The sequence below is a fragment of the Candidatus Marivariicella framensis genome, assembly GCF_982709265.1.
Genome location: NZ_CEXPNT010000007.1, coordinates 28,656 through 52,433, shown reverse-complemented (window position 1 = coordinate 52,433; position 23,778 = coordinate 28,656). Strand labels below are relative to the sequence as shown.

Sequence of the window (23,778 nt, the reverse complement as noted above, 5' to 3'; positions counted from 1 at the left end):
TTTACTAAGAGTACATTTTAAGTCTTAAATCCTTGATTTTTGGATCTGTCATATATTCATCAAAAGTAAGGTGTCTATCTAGTATGCCTTTTGGAGTGAGTTCAATAATTCTATTTCCTAGAGATTGTGCAAATAAATGATCTTGTGTTGAACAAAGCAAAGTACCCTTATATTTTTTTAAAGCATTATTGAAGGCAGTTATTGACTCAAGATCTAGATGGTTAGTAGGTTCATCTAAAATTAAAACATTAGAACGACTCATCATCATCTTAGATAACATGCATCTCACTTTTTCGCCTCCAGATAAAACATTTGATCCTTTTAAAGCTTCTTCTCCACTGAATAACATTTTCCCTAAAAAACCTCTTAAATAAACCTCCTCTCTTTCTTCTTCAACCTCAGTCCACTGCCTTAACCAATCAACTAATGAAAGTGATATATTAAATAAGTAGTCATTATCTATTGGTAAATATGCTTGAGTGGTTGTTATTCCCCAATCAAAACTTCCAGAATCAGGCATTAATTCTTTATTTAAAATTTTAAAAAAACTACTAACAGCTCTAGAATCTTTGCTATAAACAATAACTTTGTCAAGCTTTGTTAAATTTAAATTTATATCACTAAATAGAACTTCTTCATCTATCTTAAAAGAAAGATTTTCTATATTTAATATTTGATTTCCTGCCTCTCTATCTTGTTCAAAAAAGATACCAGGATATCTTCTACTAGATGGTTTTATTTCTTCTATATTTAATTTATCAATCATTTTTTTTCTTGATGTTGCTTGTTTAGACTTAGCGACATTTGCTGAAAATCTTGATATAAACTCCTGTAATTCTTTCTTTTTTTCTTCTGCTTTTTTATTAGACTGAGCCTTTTGTCTTGCTGCTAATTGAGAAGATTCATACCAAAAACTGTAATTTCCAGAAAAGTGATTTATTTTACCAAAATCGATATCTGAAATATGAGTACATACGGAATCAAGAAAATGACGATCATGAGATACAACTATAACAGTATTATCATAATTGCTTAAAAAGTTTTCAAGCCAATTTATTGTGTCATAATCTAAATCATTGGTAGGTTCATCCATAATTAAAACATCTGGGTTACCAAATAATGCCTGGGCCAACAAAACTCTTACCTTTTGTTTACCGTCAAGGTCTCTCATTTTAGTAGAATGAAGAGATTCTGATATTTCTAAATTAGAAAGTAAAGCTGCAGCATTACTTTCAGCATTCCATCCATCCATTTCTTCATATATAATTTGTAACTCTCCCACTCTTTCACCATCGGAATCTGAGAAATTATCATTTAAATAAATTTTTTCCATTTCACTTTTTATAGAGAATAAGTTTTTATCACCTCTTAAAACAGTTTCTAAGACTTGACTTTCGTCATGTGAATTATGATTTTGTTCCAAAACTGAAAGACGTTTACCTTGTTCCAGATTTACACTTCCTGAATTTGCATCTTGATTGCCCGATAATATATTTAATAAAGTTGATTTACCTGAACCATTTGCACCAATAATCCCATAACAACTCCCTGCTGAGAAAGTTATATTAACTTCGTCAAACAGAATTCTTTTTCCATATTGAACTGAAAGGTTATTTACTGAAAGCATAAAAAATATTTTTGGCAAAAATAAGTAAATCCATTAGAGGAAAGCTATAAATTTTATAAATTGAATTTAATTATGTCAAAAATTAATTTTCTAGTGAAATATTTTAAAATTTGTTTTTTAGGTATTGTGTTTCTTTTTTTAAATTCATGTAAAGAAAAAGTAAATGATAATTCAATATTTTTTGGTGGTCAAATTATAAATCCAACATCAAATTACCTTATTCTTCATAAGAATAACACAACAATTGACTGTTTGCTTTTAGATTCAAAGAATAGATTTAAAAAGAGTTTTAATAATTTAACTCCTGGAATTTATAAACTAGAACATATTCCCGAATATCAAACTATTTTTTTAGAGCCTGGTGATAGTTTATGGGTAAGAGCTAATGCAGCAGAATTCAAGCAGTCTATTGTTTTTAGTGGAAGGGGATCAAGTAAAAATAATTTTTTAATGGATATGGAGATTAATATAGAAAATGAAAATAATTTTCTTTCATCAAAATATTCTCTAGAAAGCAATTTATTTTCTAAAATTATTGATTCATTAGTACTTCAAAAAAAGAATCAGTGGAAATTGATGGATTCAATCAACAAACTAACACAGTTTGCTCAAAAAGTGACGATGGCATCATATGTATACCCATATGGAACAAGAAGAGAACGTTATGCTCTTTTGAGAGGAACTAATTGGAATACTTCTAAAGACAGTGTGTATTTTAACTACAGACAATTTTTAAATCTTGAAGAAACTGATTTAGCTTTCTTTGATCCATATATTGATTATGCTCTTAATTTTTTAAACGAAAAATCACTAGATAGCTCAAATTATTATTTTCAAATAAAACAAAAAACTTTTTTTAATATAAAGAGGTTACAGGTTTTAGAAAACAAAATTAAAGGAAGAGAGTTGAAAAATAATTTGGCTAGAGCAATAGCTTATGATGAAATTTTAAACTTTGATAATCATTCTGAACATGACAATTTTTTACAATATTATTTTGCTGTTAATTCAAATACTAAATTTTTAGGTGAAGTTTTAAATCTTCACAATGATATTAAAAAAATGTATACAGGCTCATCTCTGCCTGAGATACCAATTCAAAATTCACAACTTGATACTGTTAGTAGTAATATTCTCTTTAATAATAAGTCAACTGTGATTTATTTTTGGTCTCAATCACAAATGAATCATTACAGAGAAACATTGAGAATAATAGAAGAAATAAAAATTGATAAACCTGAATATCGTTACGTGGGAATATCAATTCAACCATTTAATCAAATGGCATTAGAGGTTAATGAAATATTGAAGCAAAATGTTGATGATCAGTTTGCTATAATTAATTTTAAAAATGCTAGTAAAAAATGGATAATAACACTTTTAAACAAAGCAATTGTCATAGATAATAATGGAAAAATAATTAATGGATTTGCAAATGTTTTTGATTCAAGTTTTGCAAATGAACTTTAATTTCCTTTTTTATGATCAGCCAAAAATTTTTCTAAACCAGAATCAGTAAGTGGATGTTTAGATAAAGCTATTATTGCACTTAAAGGACCAGTCATAACATCAGCCCCTACTTTAGCGCAATTGATTATATGCATTGGATGACGAACTGATGCTGCTAATATTTCTGTTTCAAAAGCATAATTGTCATAAATATGTCTAATTTCCTCAATAAGAAATATACCATCTTGTGATATATCATCAAGTCGTCCTATAAATGGTGAAACATAAGTTGCTCCAGCCTTGGCAGCAAGCAAAGCTTGGCCAGAAGAGAAAATTAGAGTACAGTTTGTTTTAATTCCTTTATTAGAAAAATATCTTATAGCTTTAATACCTTCGGGAATCATAGGGACTTTAACAACAATTTGTGGATGAAGTTCGGCAAGTGCTTCTCCTTCCTTTACTATTCCCTCAAAATCAACTGCAATTACTTCAGCAGAAACATCACCACTAACAGAATTACATATATTGACATAATGTTTTAAAATGTTTTCCTGTCCAGTGATTCCTTCTTTAGCCATTAAAGAGGGATTTGTAGTAACTCCATCAAGAACTCCAAGGTCTTCAGCTTGCTTGATTTGTTCAAGATTTGCAGTGTCAATAAAAAATTTCATAATAAGTTTGTTTATAGATTGTAAAATTTAATTAAGATTTTTTCGTATAAAAAATCAGGTAATATTTTTTTTAAAAAGATAGAAAATTTTTGAAGCCATGGCCCTACTTTATAGTGAACATTTGGAGATTTTGTTTTTATGATTTTAAAAACATTCTTGGCTACTTCATTTGGATCACTTCCACTATTTACATGATCATTCATTTTATTTAAATTTTCTTTGTATATCTTCTCGTATGCTCCTTTATTAACAGGAGAATGGTATCTTCTTGTTGCTATGTTTGTAGAATATTCACCGGGAGCTAGTGTTGATACATTAATACCAAATCTTTGTACTTCCATTCTAATTGATTCTGTAAATATTTCCATTGCAGCTTTTGATGCAGAATAACAACCTCTAAATGGTAAACCCATATATGCTGCTATTGAAGTAATATTAATAATCAAACCACTTTCATTACGTCTCATTGAAGGAAGAACTTCTTGCATTAATTTTATTGGACCAAAAAAATTTGTATTAAAGTTATCTTGCATTGCTTTAATGTTGGTTTCTTCTGCAGGACCAGTAATTCCAACTCCGGCATTATTAATTAAAATATCAATTCTTTTTTCTTTAATGAGAATTTCTTTAACTAATTTAATAATTGATACTTCATCATTTATGTTAAGAGATAGTAAATAATAATTGTTTGGAGTTTTATATTTAACTGGAAATCTGCTGGTCCCATATACTAAGTAACCCTTACCCGAAAGATATTCTGCTGTAGCTTTACCTAGTCCAGAGGAAGCTCCTGTAATTAAAACAACTTTAGCCATATTAAAAAAGGGCAAGCGATCTACATCACACCGCTTCAACTGTCTACCCTTGCTGTGTTCCCACCCTGGGGGGGTTCGACAGGAGCTGGTTGTGCAGGACTTGCCCATTACAAATATAACATTTACATTAATGTCAACAATGAGCTTTAAAATTTAATTTTATTTAACTTCGTATTAAATATTTAATATGAAACAATTATTAAAAACAATAATTATATCTTTTCTGTTAATGAGTTGTAGCACTCAACACTCTTCAGCCTTTAAAATCAAAACAAATTCATTAGAATTTAAACCAAATGACACCCTTGAAATTGAAATTATATCTAGTAAATTAAAAGAAGTTTTCAATAGTACCATTTATATTGATGAAATTAAAGTTGAACCTCCTTATATATTATCTAAACTTAAATTAGGCAAACACGAGGTTAGAGCTGAGTTAAATATTAATGGAAAAAAAATACTTTTAAATAAAGAATTTATAGTGTATGCAAGTGATTCACCTGATTTATACTCATACAAAATAATCAACTCTTATCCCCATGATAAAACTTCATATACTCAGGGTTTAGAGTTTAGTGGAGATACTTTGTATGAAAGTACAGGACTAAAAGGTCAATCAAAAGTTAGGTCAATCAATTATAAAAGTGGACTAGTGATTAATGAAAAAAAATTAAATAAAAATTATTTTGGTGAAGGCCTTTCATTATTAAACAATAAAGTATATCAGTTGACATGGCAAGAAAATATTGGGTTCATATATGATAAAAATCTTTCAAAAGTTGAAGGGTCATTTTCATACAACAAAAGTATTGAAGGCTGGGGTTTATGTAACGACGGATTTAAATTTTACAAATCAGATGGAACAAATAAAATTTGGATTTTAGATTCTAAAAAACTATCTGAAATTGGATATATAGAGGTAATGACAAATAACAAAGCTGTAAATAAAATAAATGAACTTGAATGGGCTGAAGGAAAAATATATGCAAATACATACCAATTTGATAAAGAGGTAGTTTTAATTATTAATCCCATTTCTGGTATGGTTGAAGGTGTTATAGATTTTAGTGGGTTAAAAGAAAAAGTAGAACAAACAGAGTCTTTGAATGTGTTAAACGGAATTGCATACAATAAGAAATTAAAATCTTTTTTTGTAACTGGAAAAAATTGGAGCAACCTTTTCGAGGTTAAAATTTATAAATCCAATGATTAAATTCACTCAAGAAATCATCGTTTTAAAGAAACATCTTGATGATCTTAATCATGTGAATAATGTTCAATATTTATATTGGGCTCAGGAAATAGCAAAATCTCACTGGGCTTTTTTAATTAAAGATTTAAAACAACCGCCTGGAGTATGGGTTGTCAGACATCATGATATTAGTTATAGATTGGGAAGTTTTTTAGGAGATACTATCGAGATTACTACATATATAGATAATGCACGTGGGCCTCTTTCTGATAGAATTGTAGAATTTCACAATAAGAAAAATAATAAACTTTTAGTCAAAGTTTGCACTAAATGGTGTTATATGATAAATTTAAATGAGAGAAAAACATCAACTATACCTAATGAAATTATAAAACTATTTATTCCATTAAATTTAAAAGTTAAATAATTTTCTTCCTTTCATTAAAGAATTTACTTTAAAGGCTACATTGTCTAATTCTAAATTGTTTTCATGATTTCTTATAACATGATCAATTAATTCAACAATGACAGACATCTTATTGGTCTTAAAACCTCTAGTAGTAATTGCAGAAGTGCCAATTCTAATTCCTGAAGTGACAAATGGAGATTTGTCGTCAAATGGAACCATATTCTTATTTACAGTTATTCCTGCCTTAACTAATGCTTTCTCTGCATCCTTTCCCGTAATATTTTTATTTCTTAAATCAATTAGCATTAAATGATTATCTGTCCCATTTGAAATAATATTATAATTTAAATCGATAAAAGCTTTAGCCATAACACTTGCATTGGCTATTACTCTTTTTTGATAATCTTTAAATAAAGGTGAAAGAGCTTCCTTAAAAGCAACAGCTTTACCGGCAATAACATGCATCAATGGACCACCTTGATTGCCTGGAAAAACTGCCATATTTAATAAATTAGACATTTTTTTTAAATATCCATTTCTTAACTTTTCACCAAATGGATTATCAAAATCTTTACCCATTAAAATAAGTCCACCTCTAGGGCCTCTTAGAGTTTTGTGAGTTGTTGTTGTTACAACATGGCAATGTGGCATGGGATCATTAAGAAGCCCAGATGCAATCATTCCTGAAGGGTGAGAAATATCTGCTAATAAAAAACAGTCCACTTTATCTGCTATAGATCTAAAACGTTTAAAATCAATATCACGGGAATAAGCAGAAGCACCAGCAATAATCATTTTTGGTTTTATATTAACTGCTATTTTTTCAATATTATCATAATCAAGTATTCCATTTTCTTGATCTACTCCATAAAAATTAGCATTATATAGTTTTCCTGAAAAATTAACTGGTGACCCGTGAGTTAAATGGCCGCCATGAGATAAATCAAAGCCTAATATTTTATCACCTGGATCTAAAAATGCGTGAAAAACAGCTGTATTAGCTTGAGAACCAGAGTGAGGCTGAACATTTGCATATTCTGCACCATAAAGTTTTTTAGCCCTATCAATAGCTATAGCTTCAACTTGATCTACAACTTCACACCCACCATAATACCTCTTACCAGGATACCCTTCAGCATACTTGTTTGTTAGAACTGATCCAGTTGCCCTCATAACTTCAGGACTAGTAAAATTTTCTGATGCTATAAGCTCAATCCCATTTAACTGTCTATTGTTTTCATCATTAATAAGATTAAAAATTTGTGAGTCCTTCATGTTTATATTTTTAATAATACAAATTTAAAGATTATTAAATGTTGTTTGTAATCATTAAAAAAAATATAAACGAAGTTGTTCACATTCAATAAACATTTAAATCTATAAATTGATATCGTATATTTGCAAAGTGATTAAGAATATTAACATACAAAATAAAAGAGCACGATTTGAGTATGAACTGCTTGATCAGTTTAATGCTGGAATAGTTTTAACAGGTACTGAAATTAAGTCAATTAGAAATAGTAAAGCAACAATTACTGACAGTTTTTGTGAGTTTAACGACAAGAATGAGCTTTATGTAATTAATATGTCAATTGAGGAATATAATTATGGAACAACACATAATCATAAACCTAAACAAAGCAGAAAATTATTATTAAACAAAAAAGAATTAAAAAAACTAAGTAAAGAGGTTAAGAACTCGGGGTTAACAATAGTTCCCTTAAAATTATTTATAAATGAAAAAGGTTTTGCCAAAATTCGAATCGCTTTGGCAAGAGGTAAAAAACTTTATGATAAACGAGAAAATATAAAAGACAGAGATAATAAAAGAAAGCTTGAAAGAATTAAAAAATCATTTAAAAAATGATAAATAATAAGATTTTAAATTTTATTTTAAAATTAAATACTTCAAAAATTTCTACCTCTAGATTAAAAATATTAGATCTTCTAATTCGGGAAGTAAGAATTAACTTGAATAAATCTATATCAGTACAATTGAATTTTATATGTACACATAATTCAAGAAGAAGTCAGTTTTCTCAAATTTGGAGTGAAACATTAGCTTATTATTATGATTATAAAAATATTTCTTCATTTTCTGGTGGAACTGAAATTACTGAAGTATATGATGGTGTTTTAACTTCATTAAGTAAAACGGGTTTTAATGTTTTAAAAAATAATAAAAAACCAAATCCTACCTACTCAATTGATTTTGGAGAATCAAAGAAAAAAGTTGCTGTTTACTCAAAATTGTTTAACTGCGATTTAAATCCAAAATCAGATTTTATTGCAATAATGAATTGTTCTAGTGCAGATAAAAATTGTCCTTTTGTGGCAGGGGCATCAAAAAATATCTCAATGCCATTTGATGATCCTAAATTCTACGATGGCTCAGACGAAGAAATGTTTTATTACAATAAAACTAATATAGAAATTGCAACTTCTATTAAATATTTATACATAAATATTTAATTTTTGTTTTTTAAAAGAGGAACAAACCTAAAACTTCCAAAAGTCTCTTTATTAAATTTACTCTTAGAAACACGGGTATATCTAGTCATAATCTGTTCTTCTTTTCCAACTGGTATTACTAAGTGTCCACCTAAGCATAATTGATCAAGAAGGTCATGAGGGACTGAGGAAGCACCAGCAGTTACTATTATTCCTGCGTATGGTGCATTTTCTTTTAAACCTTTATATCCGTCTCCAAAGACTAATTTTTTCGGCTTCCATTTTAGTTTTCTAAATAATAAATTAGATTTTTTAAATAACACTCTTTGTCTTTCAACACTGAACACTTTACATCCTAATTCAATCAAGACACATGTTTGATAACCTGAACCAGTTCCAATCTCTAAGACCTTGTCACCTTTTTTAATCTTTAATAATTCTGTTTGATAAGCAACAGTATATGGCTGAGAAATGGTTTGCTCCTCACCTATTGGATAAGCTTTATCTTCATATGCAAAACCATCAAGACCAGATTCCATAAACCATTGCCTTGGAATATCACTAATCGCTTTAAGTACGTTTAAGTCTTTAATCCCTTTTGTTTTAAGTAATTCAACTAATTGATTTCTTAAACCTTGATTTTTACTATTATCTAACATACTTAACAAAAGTAATTAAGACAGTGCGAAATAATTCAAGAAGAGTTGTATTTTTAAAAAAAAATAAAAATGCTAAACATTGGAGTTTTTGGAGCAGGTCATCTAGGTAAAATTCATTTAAAACTTTTAAGTCAATCAAAACAATATAATCTTATTGGTTTTTATGATTCAAACTTGTCTAATGCAAAAAAAGTTTCTGAAAATTTTGATTATAAATTTTTTGAATCTGCTGAAAATTTAATATCTAAGTGTGATGTTATAGATATAGTCACTCCTACTCCATTTCATCATAAAATTGCAATATTAGCTTTGTCAAATAATTGTCATGTATTTATTGAAAAACCAATTACGAAATCTGTAAAGGAAGCTAAAGAACTAATTAATCTTTCTAAGTTAAATGGTTTGTATGGACAAGTTGGACATGTTGAGAGGTTTAATCCTGCTTTCATCGCTGCTAAATCGCATATTACTAAACCTATGTTTATAGAAACTCACAGACTTGCTGAGTTTAATCCAAGAGGAACTGATGTTCCTGTAGTATTAGATTTAATGATACATGATATTGATATAATTCTAAGTTTAGTAAGATCTCCAATAAAATCAATCAATGCTTCAGGAGTAAAAGTTATTAGTAACACACCTGATATTGCAAATGCAAGAATTGAATTTGAAAATGGATGTTTTGCTAACTTAACAGCAAGCAGAATTTCTATGAAAAATATGAGAAAAAGTAGATTTTTTCAAAAGGATGCTTATATCTCAATAGATTTTTTAAAGAAACAGACTGAAATTGTTAAAATGAAGGATGCTCAATATAAAACTGATGATTTGGCAATGATTCTTGAAAATGCTGAAGGAGTTAAAAGACAACTGTATTTTGAAAAGCCAGAGATTGAACAATCAAATGCTATTCTTAATGAATTAGAGTCTTTTGCTAACTCAATAAATAATAAACAAAAGCCAATAGTAGATTTAAATGATGGGTGTTTAGCACTAAATACTGCCCAAAAAATTATGGATTCATATTAAACATAATGTTCAAAATAAATAAACTCAATATATTATTACCAAAATTTCCTGAAAACCAGGTATTTGATTCAAGAGACATAGATTCTCATAGTCACAATCAAAGTAAGTTAAAACCTGAAAATTTTTTTAATATTATAAAAAAAGATAATCTTTCTGAAATTCGATCCAGTTGGAACTTAGCGTGTTTAAATTATAATTGTCATTTAAATAAATTCTTGTTGTTAGATATTCAAACAAATAATTCCTTTTATAGAGGTATAATATGTGGTGTTAGTTCTAAAACACTAAATAAAGAATTAGTTATTCCACATGAAAAAGTTTTTAAGAAAAAAGTGAAAAAATTACAAAACTATCTAGATATAGTAAAAATTCAAGCTGAACCTGTTGTGTTTGGAACAAGTTTTTCAAAAGAAATTAATAGTTTAATTAAATCATCAATTCTAAATAAACCTATTATAGATTTTAATTATAAAAATATTAATTATTCAATTAGATATTTCGAGTTAAATGACTCAATAAATAAATTTTCTAAATTTTATATTGTGGATGGACACCATAGAACTTCATCTTTTAAGTCATTCTCTAAAGAGTATCAAAAAGAGCATCAACTATTAACCTTTTTAACTGATATTAAAGATGTTAAATCTGATAAATTCACATGGCACGTTATAGATCCTTCAAGACACCTTATTAATTCAATCTGTAATCTAAAAAAAACTGCATTCAAGCCTGATAATCAACTATTTTGGGCAATGTATAAGAATGAATATTACGTCTTTAATAAATCTGATCTGAAAAATTTATCAATCATTAACCTTGAAAAATGGATTATCAAATCTGGTGATAAGATTAAACGTTATTACACAGTAGGAAATAAAAAATATAATTATTCAAATGGTATAGTTTTTAATTTTCCAACCCTAACTTTCAATCAAATAATTGATTCAATAAATAAACAAGAAATTTTTCCTCAAAAATCAACATTTTTAGAGCCAAAGATGCTTACAGGTTTAACCATATCTGAATTAGTGTAATTGTTTACAAACCTACATATGAAAATTAAAGAAAACTTAAGTTTAATTAAATCAAGAATACCAGAATCTGTTGTTTTAGTTGCTGTATCTAAAACAAAATCAAATAAATTAATAATGGAAGCTTATAATTCTGGTCATAGAGTTTTTGGAGAGAATAAAGTCCAAGAAATGGTGTTGAAATGGGAAACATTACCTAAAGATATCGAATGGCATATGATTGGTCATGTTCAAAGAAATAAAGTTAAATATATGGCTCCATTTGTTTCGTTAATTCACGGAGTAGATAGTCTAAAGCTACTCATTGAAATTAATAAACAAGCCAAAAAAAATGATAGAACAATCAACTGTTTACTTCAGGTTCATATTGCAAAAGAAGAGACCAAGCAAGGATTTAATGTTATCGAATTAGATTTAGTCTTTAAAAAATTACAATCATTAGAAAATATACAGATTAAAGGTTTGATGGGTATGGCAACTTTTACAAATGACAGTTCATTGATTGAGTCTGAGTTTAAGTCGTTAAAATCAAAATTTGATGTATTAAAACTAAACAATAAGAAGTTTGATGTTTTATCAATGGGTATGAGTGGAGATTATAAAAGTGCAATTATTATCGGTTCCACAATGATTAGGGTAGGAAGCAAAATTTTTGGGGAAAGAAATTAGAAATGTACGCAATCGTCGATATTGAAACTACTGGTGGTAAATTTAACGAGGAGGCTATTACGGAAATAGCAATATATAGATTTGATCAGAATCAAGTCATTGATCAATTTATTTCACTTGTTAAACCTGATAGACCTATTCAACCCTTTGTAGTAGGTTTAACTGGAATTACAGATAAAATGCTAAAAAATTCACCTAAATTCTTTGAAATAGCTAAGAGAATAATTGAAATTACTGATGGTTGTATACTAGTTGCTCATAATGCAGAATTTGATTACAGAATACTAAGAACAGAGTTTAAACGCTTGGGTTATGATTTTAAAAGAAAATCATTGTGTACTGTTCAATTGTCGAAAGAACTGATTCCAGGATTAGAATCATATAAGCTAGGAAGATTAGTAAGAAACCTGGGAATACCAATTAGCGATCGACACAGAGCTCAAGGAGACGCTCTTGCTACAGTAAAACTATTTGAGTTGTTAATTCAAAAGGACAAAAAGAAGATTATTTTAAACAGCTATATTAAAGGACTTCACCAACCAAATATTAAATCTAAATACATAAAGATTATTGATCAAATACCAAGTGAAATAGGAGTTTATTACATATACGATAAAGATTCTATAATTTATATTGGAAAAAGCAAGAATTTAAAAAAAAGAGTAAATACACATTTAACTTCTTTAGGATCAAAAGCAATTAAAATTCAAAATCAAATTGATAAAATTAGTTATGATCAAACTGGAAATGAATTACTGGCTTTACTAAAGGAACAGCAAGAAATAAAAGAAAATCAACCTAAATTAAATTTGATATATAAATATCAATTGTTTCCCATAGGTATTAGATTGATTAAGGACACAAATGGTTATGATAATTTAAAAGTTGAACAAATAAAAAACAAACAACAATATTTATTTGTTTTCAATAATAAAATTAATGCATTGAATAAATTAAATCTATGGATAAATGATTATAACCTATGCCAAAACCTAACCTCTTTGTCAAATAATAAGAGTGTATGTAATCAATATGATATTAAATTATGTAAAGGAGCTTGTTGTTCTAAAGAAGGTTCAAAGTCATACAATAAAAGAATGAAAAATCTTTTTAAGAATTTAAAATTTACTTTTCCTACATTTATAATGATTGACAAAGGAAGAAGTATTAATGAAAAAAGTTTTGTTTTAATTGAAAATTATTTAATTAAAGGTTTTGGATATTATGAACTAAATAATCAAATCAAATCTTTGGATAGAATTAGAAATAGACTTGTTAAAATAGATCATAATCAAGATGTTTTCTCAATAGTATATAATTATATGACGCTAAAAAAGTTTAAAGAAATAATTCAATTGTAACTTTTAACTGTGAATGTTTATTTTGTAATTTTATAATAATGATAAAAAAATCTAACAATTGGAGACATAGACTACACGAGGTTATATATGAAGCAGATACTCCTTCCGGAAAGCTATTTGATTTAGTTTTATTAATTATCATCATTCTAAGTGTTGTTCTTGTTGCTCTTGAAAGTATTGATAGCTTTTATAACCGCTACAGTTATTTTTTGAATATTTCTGAATGGGTAATTACAGCTATTTTCACAATTGAGTATATAATAAGACTTATTGCTGTTCACAAACCAATAAAGTATGTGTTTAGTTTTTATGGTATTATTGATTTATTATCCACACTACCAAAATATTTATCACTTTTTTTAGTTGGAACTCAATCTCTTGTTGCACTAAGAGCGCTAAGACTTTTAAGAGTTTTTAGAATATTAAAAATGACTAGATATGTCGGGGAGTCAAATATATTAATGAAAGCATTAATATCAAGTAGAGCAAAAATCGGAGTTTTTATTTTTAGTGTTTTAGTTATCTGTATAATTTTTGGAACATTAATGTATCTGGTTGAAAGCGATGAAAGTGGCTTTACAAGTATTCCAAAGAGTATTTACTGGTGTATAGTAACTCTTACAACCGTTGGTTATGGAGATATTGCCCCAATGACATCAATAGGTCAATTTATTGCATCTGTAATTATGATAATGGGATATGGAATAATTGCTGTTCCAACTGGAATTGTAACTGTTGAACTAACTGATCAGAATAAAAAAATAGACCTTAATACTCAAGCATGTTTACATTGTATGACTAGTGACCATCCTGATGACTCTATTTTTTGCTATCACTGTGGTAAAAACTTAAATGATGTGTGATAAAAATCTTATTTACATTGGAGGTCCAACAGCTGTAGGTAAATCTTTAATTGCAATAGAAATTGCTAAGCATTTTTCAACTGAAATTATTTCATGTGATTCTAGACAATTTTATAAAGAATTGAAAATTGGAACTGCTCCTCCATCAAAAGATGAATTAAATAAAATCAATCATCATTTTATTCAGGATAGAAGTGTGTTAGATCACTTATCTGCTGGAGAATATGAAAAAGAAGCAATAAATATCATAAACAATCTATTTAAAAAAACTAAAAATTTAATTTTAGTAGGAGGCTCTGGCTTATATGCACATTCAATTCTTTTCGGACTAGACTCACTACCAAACATATCAAAGCATACTCTTGATGAAGTTAATAATATATATATAAATAAAGGGTTAACTCATATTCAAAACTTATTAAAAAAGATAGATTTTGAATACTACAACAAGGTTGATTTAAATAATCATAGAAGAATAATTAGAGCTTTATCTGTATCTATTGAATCTAAAACTCCTTATTCCAGTTTTTTAGGTAGAATTAATCAAAAAAGAAATTTTAAAGAACACATTTATGTTATTAATGAGGATAGAGACAAGCTTTATAATAAAATTAATTTCAGAGTTGATCAAATGATAGAAAATGGATTAGAAATTGAAGCTAAATATCTTAATAAAATGAAACATTTGAGAGCTCTTCAAACAGTTGGATATAAAGAATGGTTACCTTATTGGAACGGGGAATGTAAAAAAAAGAATGTGATAGAGGAAATTAAAAAAAATTCCCGGAGATACGCCAAAAGGCAACTTACATGGTTTAAAAAATATAAATCAGCAAAGTGGATGAAGCCTCATGAATCGATAAATAGTATTATAGGTTATCATAAATAATTAGAAATGTTTTTTCTAATACGCTCATCAATATTTTTTGTATCAGCTTTTCGAAATTTTTCTCCCATTATTTTTTCATACAATTCAATATATCTTTCAGAAACTTCATTTACATACTGATCACTCATTTCAGGAACTATTTGCCCATCTAAACCTTGGAAATCATTTGAAATCAACCATTTACGCACAAACTCTTTTGAAAGTTGCTTCTGTGGTTCAGATTTTAATTGCCTTTGGTCATAACCTTTTTTGTAAAAATATCTTGAAGAATCTGGAGTATGAATTTCATCAATTAAAATAATTTTTCCATCTTTTGTTTTTCCAAATTCATACTTCGTATCAACTAAAATTAAATTTTGTTTTGATGCTAATTCACTGCCTCTTTGAAATAATTCGTATGTGTACTTTTCAATCAAAAGATAGTCATCTAAAGAAACTATGTTCTTGTTAATAATTTCTTCTCTTGAAATATCTTCATCATGGTCCTTGTCAGCCTTTGTTGCTGGAGTTATAATTGGTTTGGGAAGCTTATCATTTTCCTTTAAACCTTCAGGAAGATTAACTCCACATAATTTCCTTTTACCCTTTGAATATTCTCTTGCAGAATGTCCAGCTAAATATCCCCTAATAACCATTTCTACTTTATATGGAACACAGTTTAAACCAATTGCAACGTTAGGGTCTGGAGTTTCAGTAATCCAATTTGGTACAATATCTTTTGTTTTATCCATCATTCTAGTAGCAATTTGATTGAGAATCTGTCCTTTAAATGGGATTCCTTTTGAAAGAACTACATCAAATGCTGAAATTCGATCTGTTACTATCATTATTAGCTTTTCGTTATCAAGCTTATATACTTCTCTGACTTTACCAGTATACTTAGATTGTTGGTTTTTAAAATTAAATTTTGTTTTTGTAATAGTTTTATTCATAGATTAATTTTGATCTTCTATATTTTTATAGGCATTAATAACTCTTTTAACAATTTTGTGACGAATAACATCACTGTCATCTAAAAAAACCATTCCAATTCCAGAGATTTTTTTTAAAATTATTAATGCTTCTTTTAATCCTGAAATAATTTTCTTTGGTAAATCAATTTGACCAGGATCACCAGTTATCATAAATTTTGCATTTGACCCCATTCTAGTTAAAAACATTTTCATTTGAGAATGTGAAGTGTTTTGTGCTTCATCAAGTATTACAAAGGCATTGTCTAGAGTTCGTCCTCTCATAAATGCTAATGGTGCAATTTGAATTATTTCCTTTTCGATATATGATTTAAGTTTATCTGCAGGAATCATATCCTTCAATGCATCATAGAGTGGTTGCATATATGGATCTAATTTTTCTTTTAAATCTCCAGGTAAAAAACCAAGGTTTTCTCCAGCTTCTACAGCAGGTCTCGTTAAAATAATTCGCTTAACTTTTTTTTCTTTTAAAGCCTTAACTGCCATCGCAATACCGGTATATGTTTTTCCTGTACCTGCAGGTCCAATTGCAAAAACCATATCATTTTGAGTTATCAAATTCACTAACTTTAACTGATTAACAGTTTTAGCTTTTATTACTTTGCCTCTAACATCATGAATTATAAAGGACTCATTATTTTTAAATTTCAAAAGCTCATCACTGTCTGTCATTAAAAGTCTTTCAATTTCATCAACATCTAAATAGTTTTCATTGGCAAATCTAACTGAAAGCATATCAACTCTTTTTTCAAATTCCTCAAGGACAACTGCTTCACCAAAAGCTTTAATTTTATTTCCTCTTGCTATTATCTTAAGTTTAGGATAATATGACTTCAATAATTCTAAATTACTATTTTGATTTCCAAAAAATTCTTGTGGATTTATATCAGATAATATAATTTCAAGTTCATTCAATACAAAGAAGAGTTATAAAAAATTATTTTTTTGTTACATTGTTGATTATTTTCAAATGTACATCTTTTGATTGAAAATTGATATTAAATTATAGTATGAGCATTGTTACTTTAACTACAGATTTTGGAACTAAAGATTATTTTGTTTCTGCTACTAAAGCTGCCTTATTTTCTGAACTTAATAATATAAATATATTTGATATAAGTCACGAAATCAGCCCTTATAATGTTACTGAAGCTGCATATATTTTAAAAAACGCGTATAAATCTTTTCCCAAAGGAACAATTCATCTTATTGGAGTAGATTCAGAATTAACTCCAGAAAATAAACATTTGGTAATGATGTTTGATGGACATTATTTTATAGGTGCTGATAATGGTATTTTCTCATTAATAATAAATAATAAAAAAGCAGATATTATAGTCTCAATAAACATCCATAAAAATATTGTTACAAGTTTTCCTATTTTAGATGTTTTTGTTAAAATAGCAGGTCATATTTCAAGAAAAGGTGAATTGGAGGTTATTGGCAAAAAAATTAATTCTATTCTAGAATTAACAAATGTAAACCCAGTAATAAATAATTTAAAAAATAAAATTTTAGGAAGTGTTATTTATATTGATAACTATGGAAATGTAATTACTAATATAACAGAAACTATATTTAAGGATATTGGTAAGTCAAGAAGTTTTGTTATAAATGCAAGAACAATAAAGTTTGAAAAAATATTTAATAATTATAGTGAGGCAATAGATTTTAATATAGATAAAGCTAAAAGAGAAGAAGACGGAAAAAAGATTGCTTTATTTAATACTGCAGGTCATTTAGAATTAGCCATTTACAAAAGCAATCCTTCAACAGTTGGGAGTGCAAGTAGCTTATTCGGACTAAATTACAGAGACGCAGTAACAATTATATTTAATTAAACATGTTAGTATTGTTTTTTAAAGAAATAAAGTATTTTTTTATTACTCCTATAGGATATATAATTCTTGGGATATTTTGGACATTTAACACACTTCTTTTTATAGTTATTCAAAATGATTACAATTTCTTTCAAAAAAGCTTCATAGATTTTAATGAATTTTTCACCATAACACCATGGATGTTAATTGTTTTAATACCGATCATTGTAATGAGATCATTTAGCGAAGAATTTCAATCTGGCACAATTGACCTTTTAATTTCAAAACCTATCTCGCTTATAAATATTTTATGGTCTAAATTTTTTGGATGTTTGTTTTTATTTATTCTTTCTATTTCACCTTCTATTATAAATATAATATATGTCTTTCAATTTTCGTCACCAGACAGTCAAGTTGATTTTCAGGTCATTATTGGAAGTTATTTTGGTTTATTACTTCTAGGGTCAAATTTCATTAGTTTGTGTCTTCCAATTTCAATAATTTTTAAAAACCAGATAACTGTTTTTATAGCCAGCTCATTTATATGTTTTCTTCAATATTTTTTATTTAATCAATTGTCAGTTCTTTCAAATTCAGACTTTTTATATGAGCTTATTTTAAATATCGGAAGTCAGGAACATTACTCCAAATTTATTAGTGGAGTTATGCCAATAATTGATATTGGCTACTTTGTTGGCTTAGATGTTTTACTAATGGGAGTGTCCTTGTTTTTTCTTAATAAATCTAGACATCAATAAATGAATAATAAGATCATAATTAATTTATATCTATTCTTTGGGGTTTTTGTTATGCTCATTTCTCAGACTTTAGATTATAAAATTGATTTAACAAATAATAATAGATTTACTTTAACTCCAAGCACGGTTTCCTTAGTTAAAAAAATTAAACAAGAGATAAGGATTGATGTTTTTTTATCTGGTGACTTACCAAGCTCATACAGAAAATTATCAATAGAAACAGATGAACTTCTCAATTCATTCAAATCTATAAATAATAATTTTAAAGTTAATTTCATTAATCCATTCAATGATGATTTATCTATTGAGGATTTAATAAGTCAAATGGCTTCTTATGGAATGAAACCTGAATATATAGTTGATACAAAAAATCAAAGTATAGAGAAAAAAATTATTTTTCCTTGGGCTATTTTAAATGACGGTAATCAATCAGTTTTGATTTCGTTAATAGAAGCGAGCCTTGGAGATTCAGATGAACAAAAAATAATTAATGGAATTGAACAACTAGAGTATAAAATAATTAATGGAATTCAAAGATTAACTAATAATTCCAAAACAAAATTAGCTTTCATAACTTCCCATGGCACAAGCTCCAGACTTAAAATTTCAGATTGGTTAAAAAGTCTTCAAATGTATTATGAAGTATCAGTATTTGATTTTAAAAAATATAAACATAATCCAAAAGAAACACTTGATAATTTAATAACATATCCTCTTTTGATAATATCAAATCCAAAAGAAATATTTACTTCAGAAGAAAAATTTATTCTGGATCAATATCAAATTAATGGTGGAAATATATTATGGTTAATAGATAGAATCAAAATTAACATTGATTCATTATTTAAAAACAATGGTATAGCCGTTGCAGAAAAAAATGACATTGGATTAGATGATTATTTTTTTAACTATGGTTTGAGAATTAACACAGAGTTAGTTAAAGACATGTATTGTGCTCCTTTAGTTATAGCAAATGGAAAGGGCAATCAAACTCAATATGTTCCGTTTCCATGGGTATACTATCCTATGAGTAAACCAAAAAATACGATAATCAATAGAACTAACATTGGAAGTTTATGGTTTAGATTCGTTAGTCCAATTGACACGTTAACAAGCACCATGAACCATAATTATTTAGCTGCATCTTCAAACTACATTCAATTACAAGCAATTCCATCTGTTGTTGATTTAAGTTCTGCAATTAACTCCTTAAAACCTGACAAATTTAATTTAAAATCAAAACCATTTGCTGTACTTTCTGAAGGAGTTTATCAGTCACTTTTTAAAAATCGTATTTCTCCAATAAAAGATATAATCAAAAAAAATGACGGCATTAGTAAGTTGATATTAATCAGTGATGGTCAATTTGGAGAAAATCAAACAGAAAACGACAACCCTCTTGAGTTAGGTTATGATAAATGGACAAATAATTTTTATTCAAACAAAAAATTTTTAATGAATAGTGTTCATTACCTTATTGATCAAAATTTTATAACAAAAGTTAGATCAAAAAAAATTAAAATAAATTTATTTAACCAAATCAAAGTTAACAATCGTTCTTATTATGGATATGTACTGATTTTAATTACTCCTTTATTGGCATTAATAACCTTAAATTATATTGTTGCTAAACGTCAAAAGAGGTATTAGTTAACAAATGTGTATAAGTTCTTTTTTGATTAAAGATCATTTAAAATATCTTTGATTTAAATCCTAATTTAAATGAAATTCATTGTATCAAGTGTAGCCTTATTAAAAGAATTACAAATTATTGGTGGTGTTGTAAATTCCACAAATTCACTTCCAATTCTTGATAATTTTTTGTTTGAAGTAAATAATGAAACTTTGACCTTATCTGCATCAGATCTTGAAACAACAATGTCAACTAGTATAAATATTGAATCAACAGATATATATTCATTAGCTATTCCTGCAAGGTTATTAATTGATACTTTAAAAACTTTTGCGGAACAACCGCTAACTTTTATTAAAACGGAATCAAACACTATTGAAATTAGTGCTAACAATGGTAAATACGCAGTTGCTTATGTGCCAGGTGACGAATTTCCTAAAGCTTTATGCATCAAAGATCCTAGCTCTACAACTATTAAAGGTGATGTGCTTTCTACCTCAATTAATTCAACCTTGTTTGCTTCAGGAAATGATGACTTACGCCCGGTAATGAGTGGTGTTTTTTTTCAATTTAGTTCTGAAGGCTTAAATTTTATTGCTACAGATGCTCACAAAATGGTTAAATATTCAAGAACCGATTATAATACCGAAAAAAGTGCAGAATTTATAATGCCTAAAAAACCCTTGCAGATACTAAAAGGAATAATGTTAGGTAATGAAGATGATATTAAAATTGAATATAATGATACCAATGCTCAATTTATTTTTGGATCATCAACACTCACATGTCGATTGATTGATGGAAAATATCCTAATTATGAGGCTGTCATTCCTAAAGAAAATCCTAATGTTTTAATAATTGACCGTGCTTTGTTTTTAAATACGGTTAGAAGAGTAAGTATTTTTTCTAATAAAACTACTCATCAAATAAGGTTAAAAATTGCTGGGTCTTCACTTAATATCTCTGCTGAAGATTTTGATTATAGTAATAAGGCCGATGAAAGATTAGATTGTGAGTATACAGGAGAAGATATGCAAATTGGATTTAATTCTAGGTTTGTTATTGAAATGCTAAATAATCTGAATTCGTCATCTATTAAATTATCTATGTCACTTCCAAACCGAGCTGGACTAATTACACCCGTCGAAAAAAATGATACAGGAGAAGAGATTACAATGCTTGTAATGCCAGTAATGCTTAATGACTAACAGAAAAGGCTATAGATTCAGATAATCTTTTATAGGTTCCTTTTTCTAACTTTTCTCTGATTTTCGAAAATGCATTAAGAGTCATAGAAACATCTTCTAAGTTATGAGACGCGGTAGGGATTAGTCTAAGTAATATTAATCCTTTTGGAATTACAGGATACACAACAATAGAGCAAAATATTGAATAATTTTCTCTTAAATCTTTCACTAAAACCATAGCTTCAGGAATACTTCCTTTTAAATATACTGGAGTAACACAACTTTTCGTTAATCCAATATCAAAACCTCTCTCTTTTAAACCATCTTGTAAAGAATTTACATTTCTCCAAAGTTTGTCTTTAAATTCCGGCCTGGTTCTGAGCATATCTAATCTTTTTAGGGCTCCTTTAACTAAAACCATCTGTAAAGACTTTGCGAACATTTGAGAACGCATATTATACTTTAAATAATCAATTATTTCTTTGTCCGCTGCAACGAATGCACCAGTTGAAGCCATTGATTTTGCAAACGTTGCAAAATAGACATCTATTTCATCTTGAACTCCTTGTTCAACACCAGCTCCAGCTCCATTTTTGCCTAAAGTTCCAAATCCATGAGCATCATCAACTAAAAAACGAAAATTATATTTATTTTTTAAGGCTGCTATTTCTTTTAACTTTCCTTGTTCACCCCTCATGCCGAAAACACCTTCAGAAATTACAAGTATGCCTCCTCCAGTTTGTTCAGCTATTTTAGTTGCTCTTATTAAGTTTTTCTCTAAACTTTCTATATCGTTATGTTGATATGTATATCTTTTACCATGATGAAGCCTTACTCCATCAATGATACATGCATGTGAGTCAACATCATAAACTATCACATCATCTTTGCTAACAAGACTATCTATAGTTGATAAAATACCTTGATAACCAAAATTTAAAAGGTAGGCAGATTCCTTTTGAACAAAATCTGCAAGTTCAACTTCAAGCTGTTCATGCAATTCAGTATGACCAGACATCATTCTCGCACCCATCGGGTAGGCAGAGCCATATTCTAAAGCAGCATCAGCATCAACTTTTCTAATTTCTGGATGATTTGCTAGACCCAAGTAGTCATTTATACTCCAAGTAACAACTTCTTTTCCGTTAAAAGACATTCGATTGCCAATTGGGCCTTCAAGTTTGGGAAAAACAAAATATCCCTCTGCATGTTTTGCCCATTTACCTAGTGGACCTTTATTTTGTTGAATTCTAGCAAATAAATCTTTCATATCTAAATATATTCAATTTGATGAACAATTTCTTCATCATTTTTGTTAAATCCTTGATTATTCATCCATTCATCATTATAAATCTTACTCATATATCTTGAGCCGTGATCTGGTAAAATAACAACTACATTACTTTTATCATCAAACATCCCCTGATTATTAAGTTGAGCTACAGCCTGCATGGCAGCTCCAGAAGTATATCCAACAAACATTCCTTCATTTTTAGCAATTTTTCTAGCCATATGTGCACTTTTTTCATCGGTAACTTTTATAAAGCTATCAATTACAGAAAAATCAGTAGCCGATGGAATTAAATTTTTACCTAAACCTTCAATTCTATTTGGGTAGATTTCATTTTTATCAAATTCACCTGTTTCGTGATATTTTTTTAATACTGAGCCGTAGGCGTCAACACCAATTATTTTAATATTGGTATTTTGTTCTTTTAAAAACTTTCCTGATCCAGTTAAAGTTCCTCCAGTTCCGCAACAACCAACTAAGTGAGTTAATTTTCCTTCTGTTTGATTCCATATTTCTGGACCTGTTGACAGATAGTGAGCCCTTGTGTTAAGATCATTAAAATATTGATTAACATAAAATGAGTTTTTTGTTTCTTTACTTATCCTCTTAGCTACCTGATAATATGAACGAGGATCATCAGATAAAACATTCGCTGGACAAACATAAACTTTCGCTCCCATTGATTTTAACATATTTATTTTGTCCTTTGAAGACTTTGAGCTAACCGCTAATATGCACTTGTAACCTCTTACTAATGAAACCATAGCAAGGCTAAATCCAGTATTTCCTGACGTTGTTTCAACAATTGTACTATCTGGTTTCAAAAGACCTTTATCCTCAGCTTCCTTTATAATATGTAGAGCAATTCTATCTTTATTAGAATGACCTGGATTAAATGCTTCACATTTAGCATAATATTTGCCAGAAAAACCTTTAACTAATCTATTTAATTTAATTAGAGGGGTCCCTCCAATTAATTCAAGTACGTTATTATAAATCAAAC

Annotated in this window: 24 protein-coding genes and 1 other RNA gene; 15 read left to right on the top strand and 10 right to left on the bottom strand. The window is 28.2% G+C overall.

The window, feature by feature from the left end:
* Positions 1–4: 4 nt before the first annotated feature.
* Complete coding sequence (locus AC34EU_RS03935; protein WP_487533572.1) at positions 5–1,627, bottom strand: ABC-F family ATP-binding cassette domain-containing protein; 1,623 nt, start codon at positions 1,625–1,627, stop codon at positions 5–7.
* Between the two features lie 72 nt (positions 1,628–1,699).
* Between AC34EU_RS03935 and AC34EU_RS03930 the strand changes: the two genes are divergently transcribed.
* Positions 1,700–3,097, top strand: coding sequence for a hypothetical protein (locus AC34EU_RS03930; RefSeq protein ID WP_487533573.1), 1,398 nt, complete (start codon positions 1,700–1,702; stop codon positions 3,095–3,097).
* On the opposite strand, the gene fsa is transcribed toward AC34EU_RS03930, so the two are convergent.
* The 3 genes from fsa to ffs form a co-directional block, all read right to left on the bottom strand.
* Positions 3,094–3,747 (bottom strand): fructose-6-phosphate aldolase, encoded by a 654-nt coding sequence (gene fsa / locus AC34EU_RS03925; protein WP_487533575.1) that lies wholly within the window; start codon positions 3,745–3,747, stop codon positions 3,094–3,096. The genes AC34EU_RS03930 and fsa overlap by 4 nt on opposite strands.
* 11 nt (positions 3,748–3,758) lie before the next feature.
* Positions 3,759–4,562 (bottom strand): SDR family oxidoreductase, encoded by an 804-nt coding sequence (locus tag AC34EU_RS03920; RefSeq protein ID WP_487533577.1) that lies wholly within the window; start codon positions 4,560–4,562, stop codon positions 3,759–3,761.
* Positions 4,563–4,568: 6 nt separating this feature from the next.
* Positions 4,569–4,668: signal recognition particle sRNA small type (gene ffs, locus AC34EU_RS03915), an RNA gene on the bottom strand.
* Between the two features lie 81 nt (positions 4,669–4,749).
* Here ffs and AC34EU_RS03910 point away from each other — a divergent pair.
* Both AC34EU_RS03910 and AC34EU_RS03905 read left to right on the top strand, forming a co-directional pair.
* Entirely contained in the window at positions 4,750–5,775 is a 1,026-nt protein-coding gene (locus tag AC34EU_RS03910; protein WP_487533578.1) for a glutaminyl-peptide cyclotransferase, read from the top strand.
* Entirely contained in the window at positions 5,768–6,181 is a 414-nt protein-coding gene (locus AC34EU_RS03905) for an acyl-CoA thioesterase (RefSeq protein ID WP_487533580.1), read from the top strand. Before AC34EU_RS03910 ends, AC34EU_RS03905 begins: the two co-directional genes overlap by 8 nt.
* Here AC34EU_RS03905 and glyA read toward each other — a convergent pair.
* Complete coding sequence (gene glyA / locus AC34EU_RS03900) at positions 6,167–7,438, bottom strand: serine hydroxymethyltransferase (protein ID WP_487533581.1); 1,272 nt, start codon at positions 7,436–7,438, stop codon at positions 6,167–6,169. The two genes, AC34EU_RS03905 and glyA, sit on opposite strands and share 15 nt — an antisense overlap.
* Positions 7,439–7,568: 130 nt before the next feature.
* On the opposite strand from glyA, the gene smpB reads away from it, so the two are divergent.
* Both smpB and AC34EU_RS03890 read left to right on the top strand, forming a co-directional pair.
* Positions 7,569–8,030 (top strand): SsrA-binding protein SmpB, encoded by a 462-nt coding sequence (smpB, locus tag AC34EU_RS03895; RefSeq protein WP_487533582.1) that lies wholly within the window; start codon positions 7,569–7,571, stop codon positions 8,028–8,030.
* On the top strand, positions 8,027–8,635 hold the full coding sequence (locus AC34EU_RS03890) for a low molecular weight phosphatase family protein (RefSeq protein ID WP_487533583.1): 609 nt from the start codon (positions 8,027–8,029) through the stop codon (positions 8,633–8,635). The genes smpB and AC34EU_RS03890 overlap by 4 nt, the downstream gene beginning before the upstream one ends.
* Here the strand turns inward: AC34EU_RS03890 and AC34EU_RS03885 are convergent.
* Positions 8,632–9,273, bottom strand: a complete 642-nt coding sequence (locus AC34EU_RS03885; protein WP_487533584.1) for a protein-L-isoaspartate(D-aspartate) O-methyltransferase — start codon at positions 9,271–9,273, stop codon at positions 8,632–8,634. The two genes, AC34EU_RS03890 and AC34EU_RS03885, sit on opposite strands and share 4 nt — an antisense overlap.
* 69 nt (positions 9,274–9,342) lie before the next feature.
* Here AC34EU_RS03885 and AC34EU_RS03880 point away from each other — a divergent pair, with 69 nt between their 5' ends.
* From AC34EU_RS03880 to miaA, 6 genes are read left to right on the top strand one after another with little or no spacing between them, the layout of a single operon-like run.
* Positions 9,343–10,302 carry a Gfo/Idh/MocA family oxidoreductase gene (locus AC34EU_RS03880; RefSeq protein WP_487533585.1) on the top strand — a complete coding sequence of 320 codons (960 nt, stop codon included), beginning with the start codon at positions 9,343–9,345 and terminating at the stop codon, positions 10,300–10,302.
* Positions 10,303–10,307: 5 nt separating this feature from the next.
* Positions 10,308–11,336 carry a DUF1015 family protein gene (locus tag AC34EU_RS03875; RefSeq protein ID WP_489696070.1) on the top strand — a complete coding sequence of 343 codons (1,029 nt, stop codon included), beginning with the start codon at positions 10,308–10,310 and terminating at the stop codon, positions 11,334–11,336.
* Between the two features lie 18 nt (positions 11,337–11,354).
* Positions 11,355–12,002, top strand: coding sequence for a YggS family pyridoxal phosphate-dependent enzyme (locus AC34EU_RS03870; RefSeq protein WP_487533588.1), 648 nt, complete (start codon positions 11,355–11,357; stop codon positions 12,000–12,002).
* A gap of 2 nt (positions 12,003–12,004) precedes the next feature.
* A complete protein-coding gene (locus AC34EU_RS03865; RefSeq protein WP_487533589.1) occupies positions 12,005–13,363 on the top strand; it encodes an exonuclease domain-containing protein in 1,359 nt (452 codons plus the stop codon).
* Between the two features lie 38 nt (positions 13,364–13,401).
* On the top strand, positions 13,402–14,226 hold the full coding sequence (locus tag AC34EU_RS03860) for an ion transporter (protein WP_487533590.1): 825 nt from the start codon (positions 13,402–13,404) through the stop codon (positions 14,224–14,226).
* A complete protein-coding gene (miaA, locus tag AC34EU_RS03855; protein ID WP_487533591.1) occupies positions 14,219–15,115 on the top strand; it encodes a tRNA (adenosine(37)-N6)-dimethylallyltransferase MiaA in 897 nt (298 codons plus the stop codon). Before AC34EU_RS03860 ends, miaA begins: the two co-directional genes overlap by 8 nt.
* Here the strand turns inward: miaA and AC34EU_RS03850 are convergent.
* Entirely contained in the window at positions 15,106–16,047 is a 942-nt protein-coding gene (locus AC34EU_RS03850; protein WP_487533592.1) for a phosphoribosylaminoimidazolesuccinocarboxamide synthase, read from the bottom strand. The genes miaA and AC34EU_RS03850 overlap by 10 nt on opposite strands.
* A 3-nt stretch (positions 16,048–16,050) precedes the next feature.
* Complete coding sequence (locus AC34EU_RS03845) at positions 16,051–17,001, bottom strand: PhoH family protein (protein WP_487533593.1); 951 nt, start codon at positions 16,999–17,001, stop codon at positions 16,051–16,053.
* A 95-nt stretch (positions 17,002–17,096) separates the two neighbouring features.
* On the opposite strand from AC34EU_RS03845, the gene AC34EU_RS03840 reads away from it, so the two are divergent.
* The 4 genes from AC34EU_RS03840 (at position 17,097) to dnaN (ending at position 21,505) form a co-directional block, all read left to right on the top strand.
* Positions 17,097–17,927: an SAM hydrolase/SAM-dependent halogenase family protein gene (locus AC34EU_RS03840; RefSeq protein ID WP_487533594.1), complete on the top strand. Its 831-nt coding sequence runs from the start codon at positions 17,097–17,099 to the stop codon at positions 17,925–17,927.
* A 2-nt stretch (positions 17,928–17,929) separates the two neighbouring features.
* Positions 17,930–18,664 (top strand): ABC transporter permease subunit, encoded by a 735-nt coding sequence (locus AC34EU_RS03835; RefSeq protein ID WP_487533595.1) that lies wholly within the window; start codon positions 17,930–17,932, stop codon positions 18,662–18,664.
* Positions 18,665–20,314 carry a gliding motility-associated ABC transporter substrate-binding protein GldG gene (gene gldG / locus AC34EU_RS03830; protein ID WP_487533596.1) on the top strand — a complete coding sequence of 550 codons (1,650 nt, stop codon included), beginning with the start codon at positions 18,665–18,667 and terminating at the stop codon, positions 20,312–20,314.
* 72 nt (positions 20,315–20,386) lie between these two features.
* A complete protein-coding gene (gene dnaN / locus AC34EU_RS03825; protein ID WP_487533597.1) occupies positions 20,387–21,505 on the top strand; it encodes a DNA polymerase III subunit beta in 1,119 nt (372 codons plus the stop codon).
* On the opposite strand, the gene capB is transcribed toward dnaN, so the two are convergent.
* A complete protein-coding gene (gene capB, locus AC34EU_RS03820; protein WP_487533598.1) occupies positions 21,495–22,754 on the bottom strand; it encodes a cysteate-C-fatty acyltransferase in 1,260 nt (419 codons plus the stop codon). The two genes, dnaN and capB, sit on opposite strands and share 11 nt — an antisense overlap.
* Positions 22,755–22,756: 2 nt before the next feature.
* Complete coding sequence (capA, locus tag AC34EU_RS03815) at positions 22,757–23,776, bottom strand: cysteate synthase (protein ID WP_487533599.1); 1,020 nt, start codon at positions 23,774–23,776, stop codon at positions 22,757–22,759.
* Between the last annotated feature and the right edge of the window lie 2 nt (positions 23,777–23,778).

What these genes read in the sequence shown, in the direction of transcription:
- AC34EU_RS03935 (WP_487533572.1), bottom strand. Translation starts at nt 1,627, where the DNA reads ATGCTTTCAGTAAATAACCTTTCAGTTCAATATGGAAAAAGAATTCTG.
- AC34EU_RS03930 (WP_487533573.1), top strand. Translation starts at nt 1,700, where the DNA reads ATGTCAAAAATTAATTTTCTAGTGAAATATTTTAAAATTTGTTTTTTA.
- fsa (WP_487533575.1), bottom strand. Translation starts at nt 3,747, where the DNA reads ATGAAATTTTTTATTGACACTGCAAATCTTGAACAAATCAAGCAAGCT.
- AC34EU_RS03920 (WP_487533577.1), bottom strand. Translation starts at nt 4,562, where the DNA reads ATGGCTAAAGTTGTTTTAATTACAGGAGCTTCCTCTGGACTAGGTAAA.
- AC34EU_RS03910 (WP_487533578.1), top strand. Translation starts at nt 4,750, where the DNA reads ATGAAACAATTATTAAAAACAATAATTATATCTTTTCTGTTAATGAGT.
- AC34EU_RS03905 (WP_487533580.1), top strand. Translation starts at nt 5,768, where the DNA reads ATGATTAAATTCACTCAAGAAATCATCGTTTTAAAGAAACATCTTGAT.
- glyA (WP_487533581.1), bottom strand. Translation starts at nt 7,438, where the DNA reads ATGAAGGACTCACAAATTTTTAATCTTATTAATGATGAAAACAATAGA.
- AC34EU_RS03890 (WP_487533583.1), top strand. Translation starts at nt 8,027, where the DNA reads ATGATAAATAATAAGATTTTAAATTTTATTTTAAAATTAAATACTTCA.
- AC34EU_RS03885 (WP_487533584.1), bottom strand. Translation starts at nt 9,273, where the DNA reads ATGTTAGATAATAGTAAAAATCAAGGTTTAAGAAATCAATTAGTTGAA.
- AC34EU_RS03880 (WP_487533585.1), top strand. Translation starts at nt 9,343, where the DNA reads ATGCTAAACATTGGAGTTTTTGGAGCAGGTCATCTAGGTAAAATTCAT.
- AC34EU_RS03875 (WP_489696070.1), top strand. Translation starts at nt 10,308, where the DNA reads ATGTTCAAAATAAATAAACTCAATATATTATTACCAAAATTTCCTGAA.
- AC34EU_RS03870 (WP_487533588.1), top strand. Translation starts at nt 11,355, where the DNA reads ATGAAAATTAAAGAAAACTTAAGTTTAATTAAATCAAGAATACCAGAA.
- AC34EU_RS03865 (WP_487533589.1), top strand. Translation starts at nt 12,005, where the DNA reads ATGTACGCAATCGTCGATATTGAAACTACTGGTGGTAAATTTAACGAG.
- AC34EU_RS03860 (WP_487533590.1), top strand. Translation starts at nt 13,402, where the DNA reads ATGATAAAAAAATCTAACAATTGGAGACATAGACTACACGAGGTTATA.
- miaA (WP_487533591.1), top strand. Translation starts at nt 14,219, where the DNA reads ATGTGTGATAAAAATCTTATTTACATTGGAGGTCCAACAGCTGTAGGT.
- AC34EU_RS03850 (WP_487533592.1), bottom strand. Translation starts at nt 16,047, where the DNA reads ATGAATAAAACTATTACAAAAACAAAATTTAATTTTAAAAACCAACAA.
- AC34EU_RS03840 (WP_487533594.1), top strand. Translation starts at nt 17,097, where the DNA reads ATGAGCATTGTTACTTTAACTACAGATTTTGGAACTAAAGATTATTTT.
- AC34EU_RS03835 (WP_487533595.1), top strand. Translation starts at nt 17,930, where the DNA reads ATGTTAGTATTGTTTTTTAAAGAAATAAAGTATTTTTTTATTACTCCT.
- gldG (WP_487533596.1), top strand. Translation starts at nt 18,665, where the DNA reads ATGAATAATAAGATCATAATTAATTTATATCTATTCTTTGGGGTTTTT.
- dnaN (WP_487533597.1), top strand. Translation starts at nt 20,387, where the DNA reads ATGAAATTCATTGTATCAAGTGTAGCCTTATTAAAAGAATTACAAATT.
- capB (WP_487533598.1), bottom strand. Translation starts at nt 22,754, where the DNA reads ATGAAAGATTTATTTGCTAGAATTCAACAAAATAAAGGTCCACTAGGT.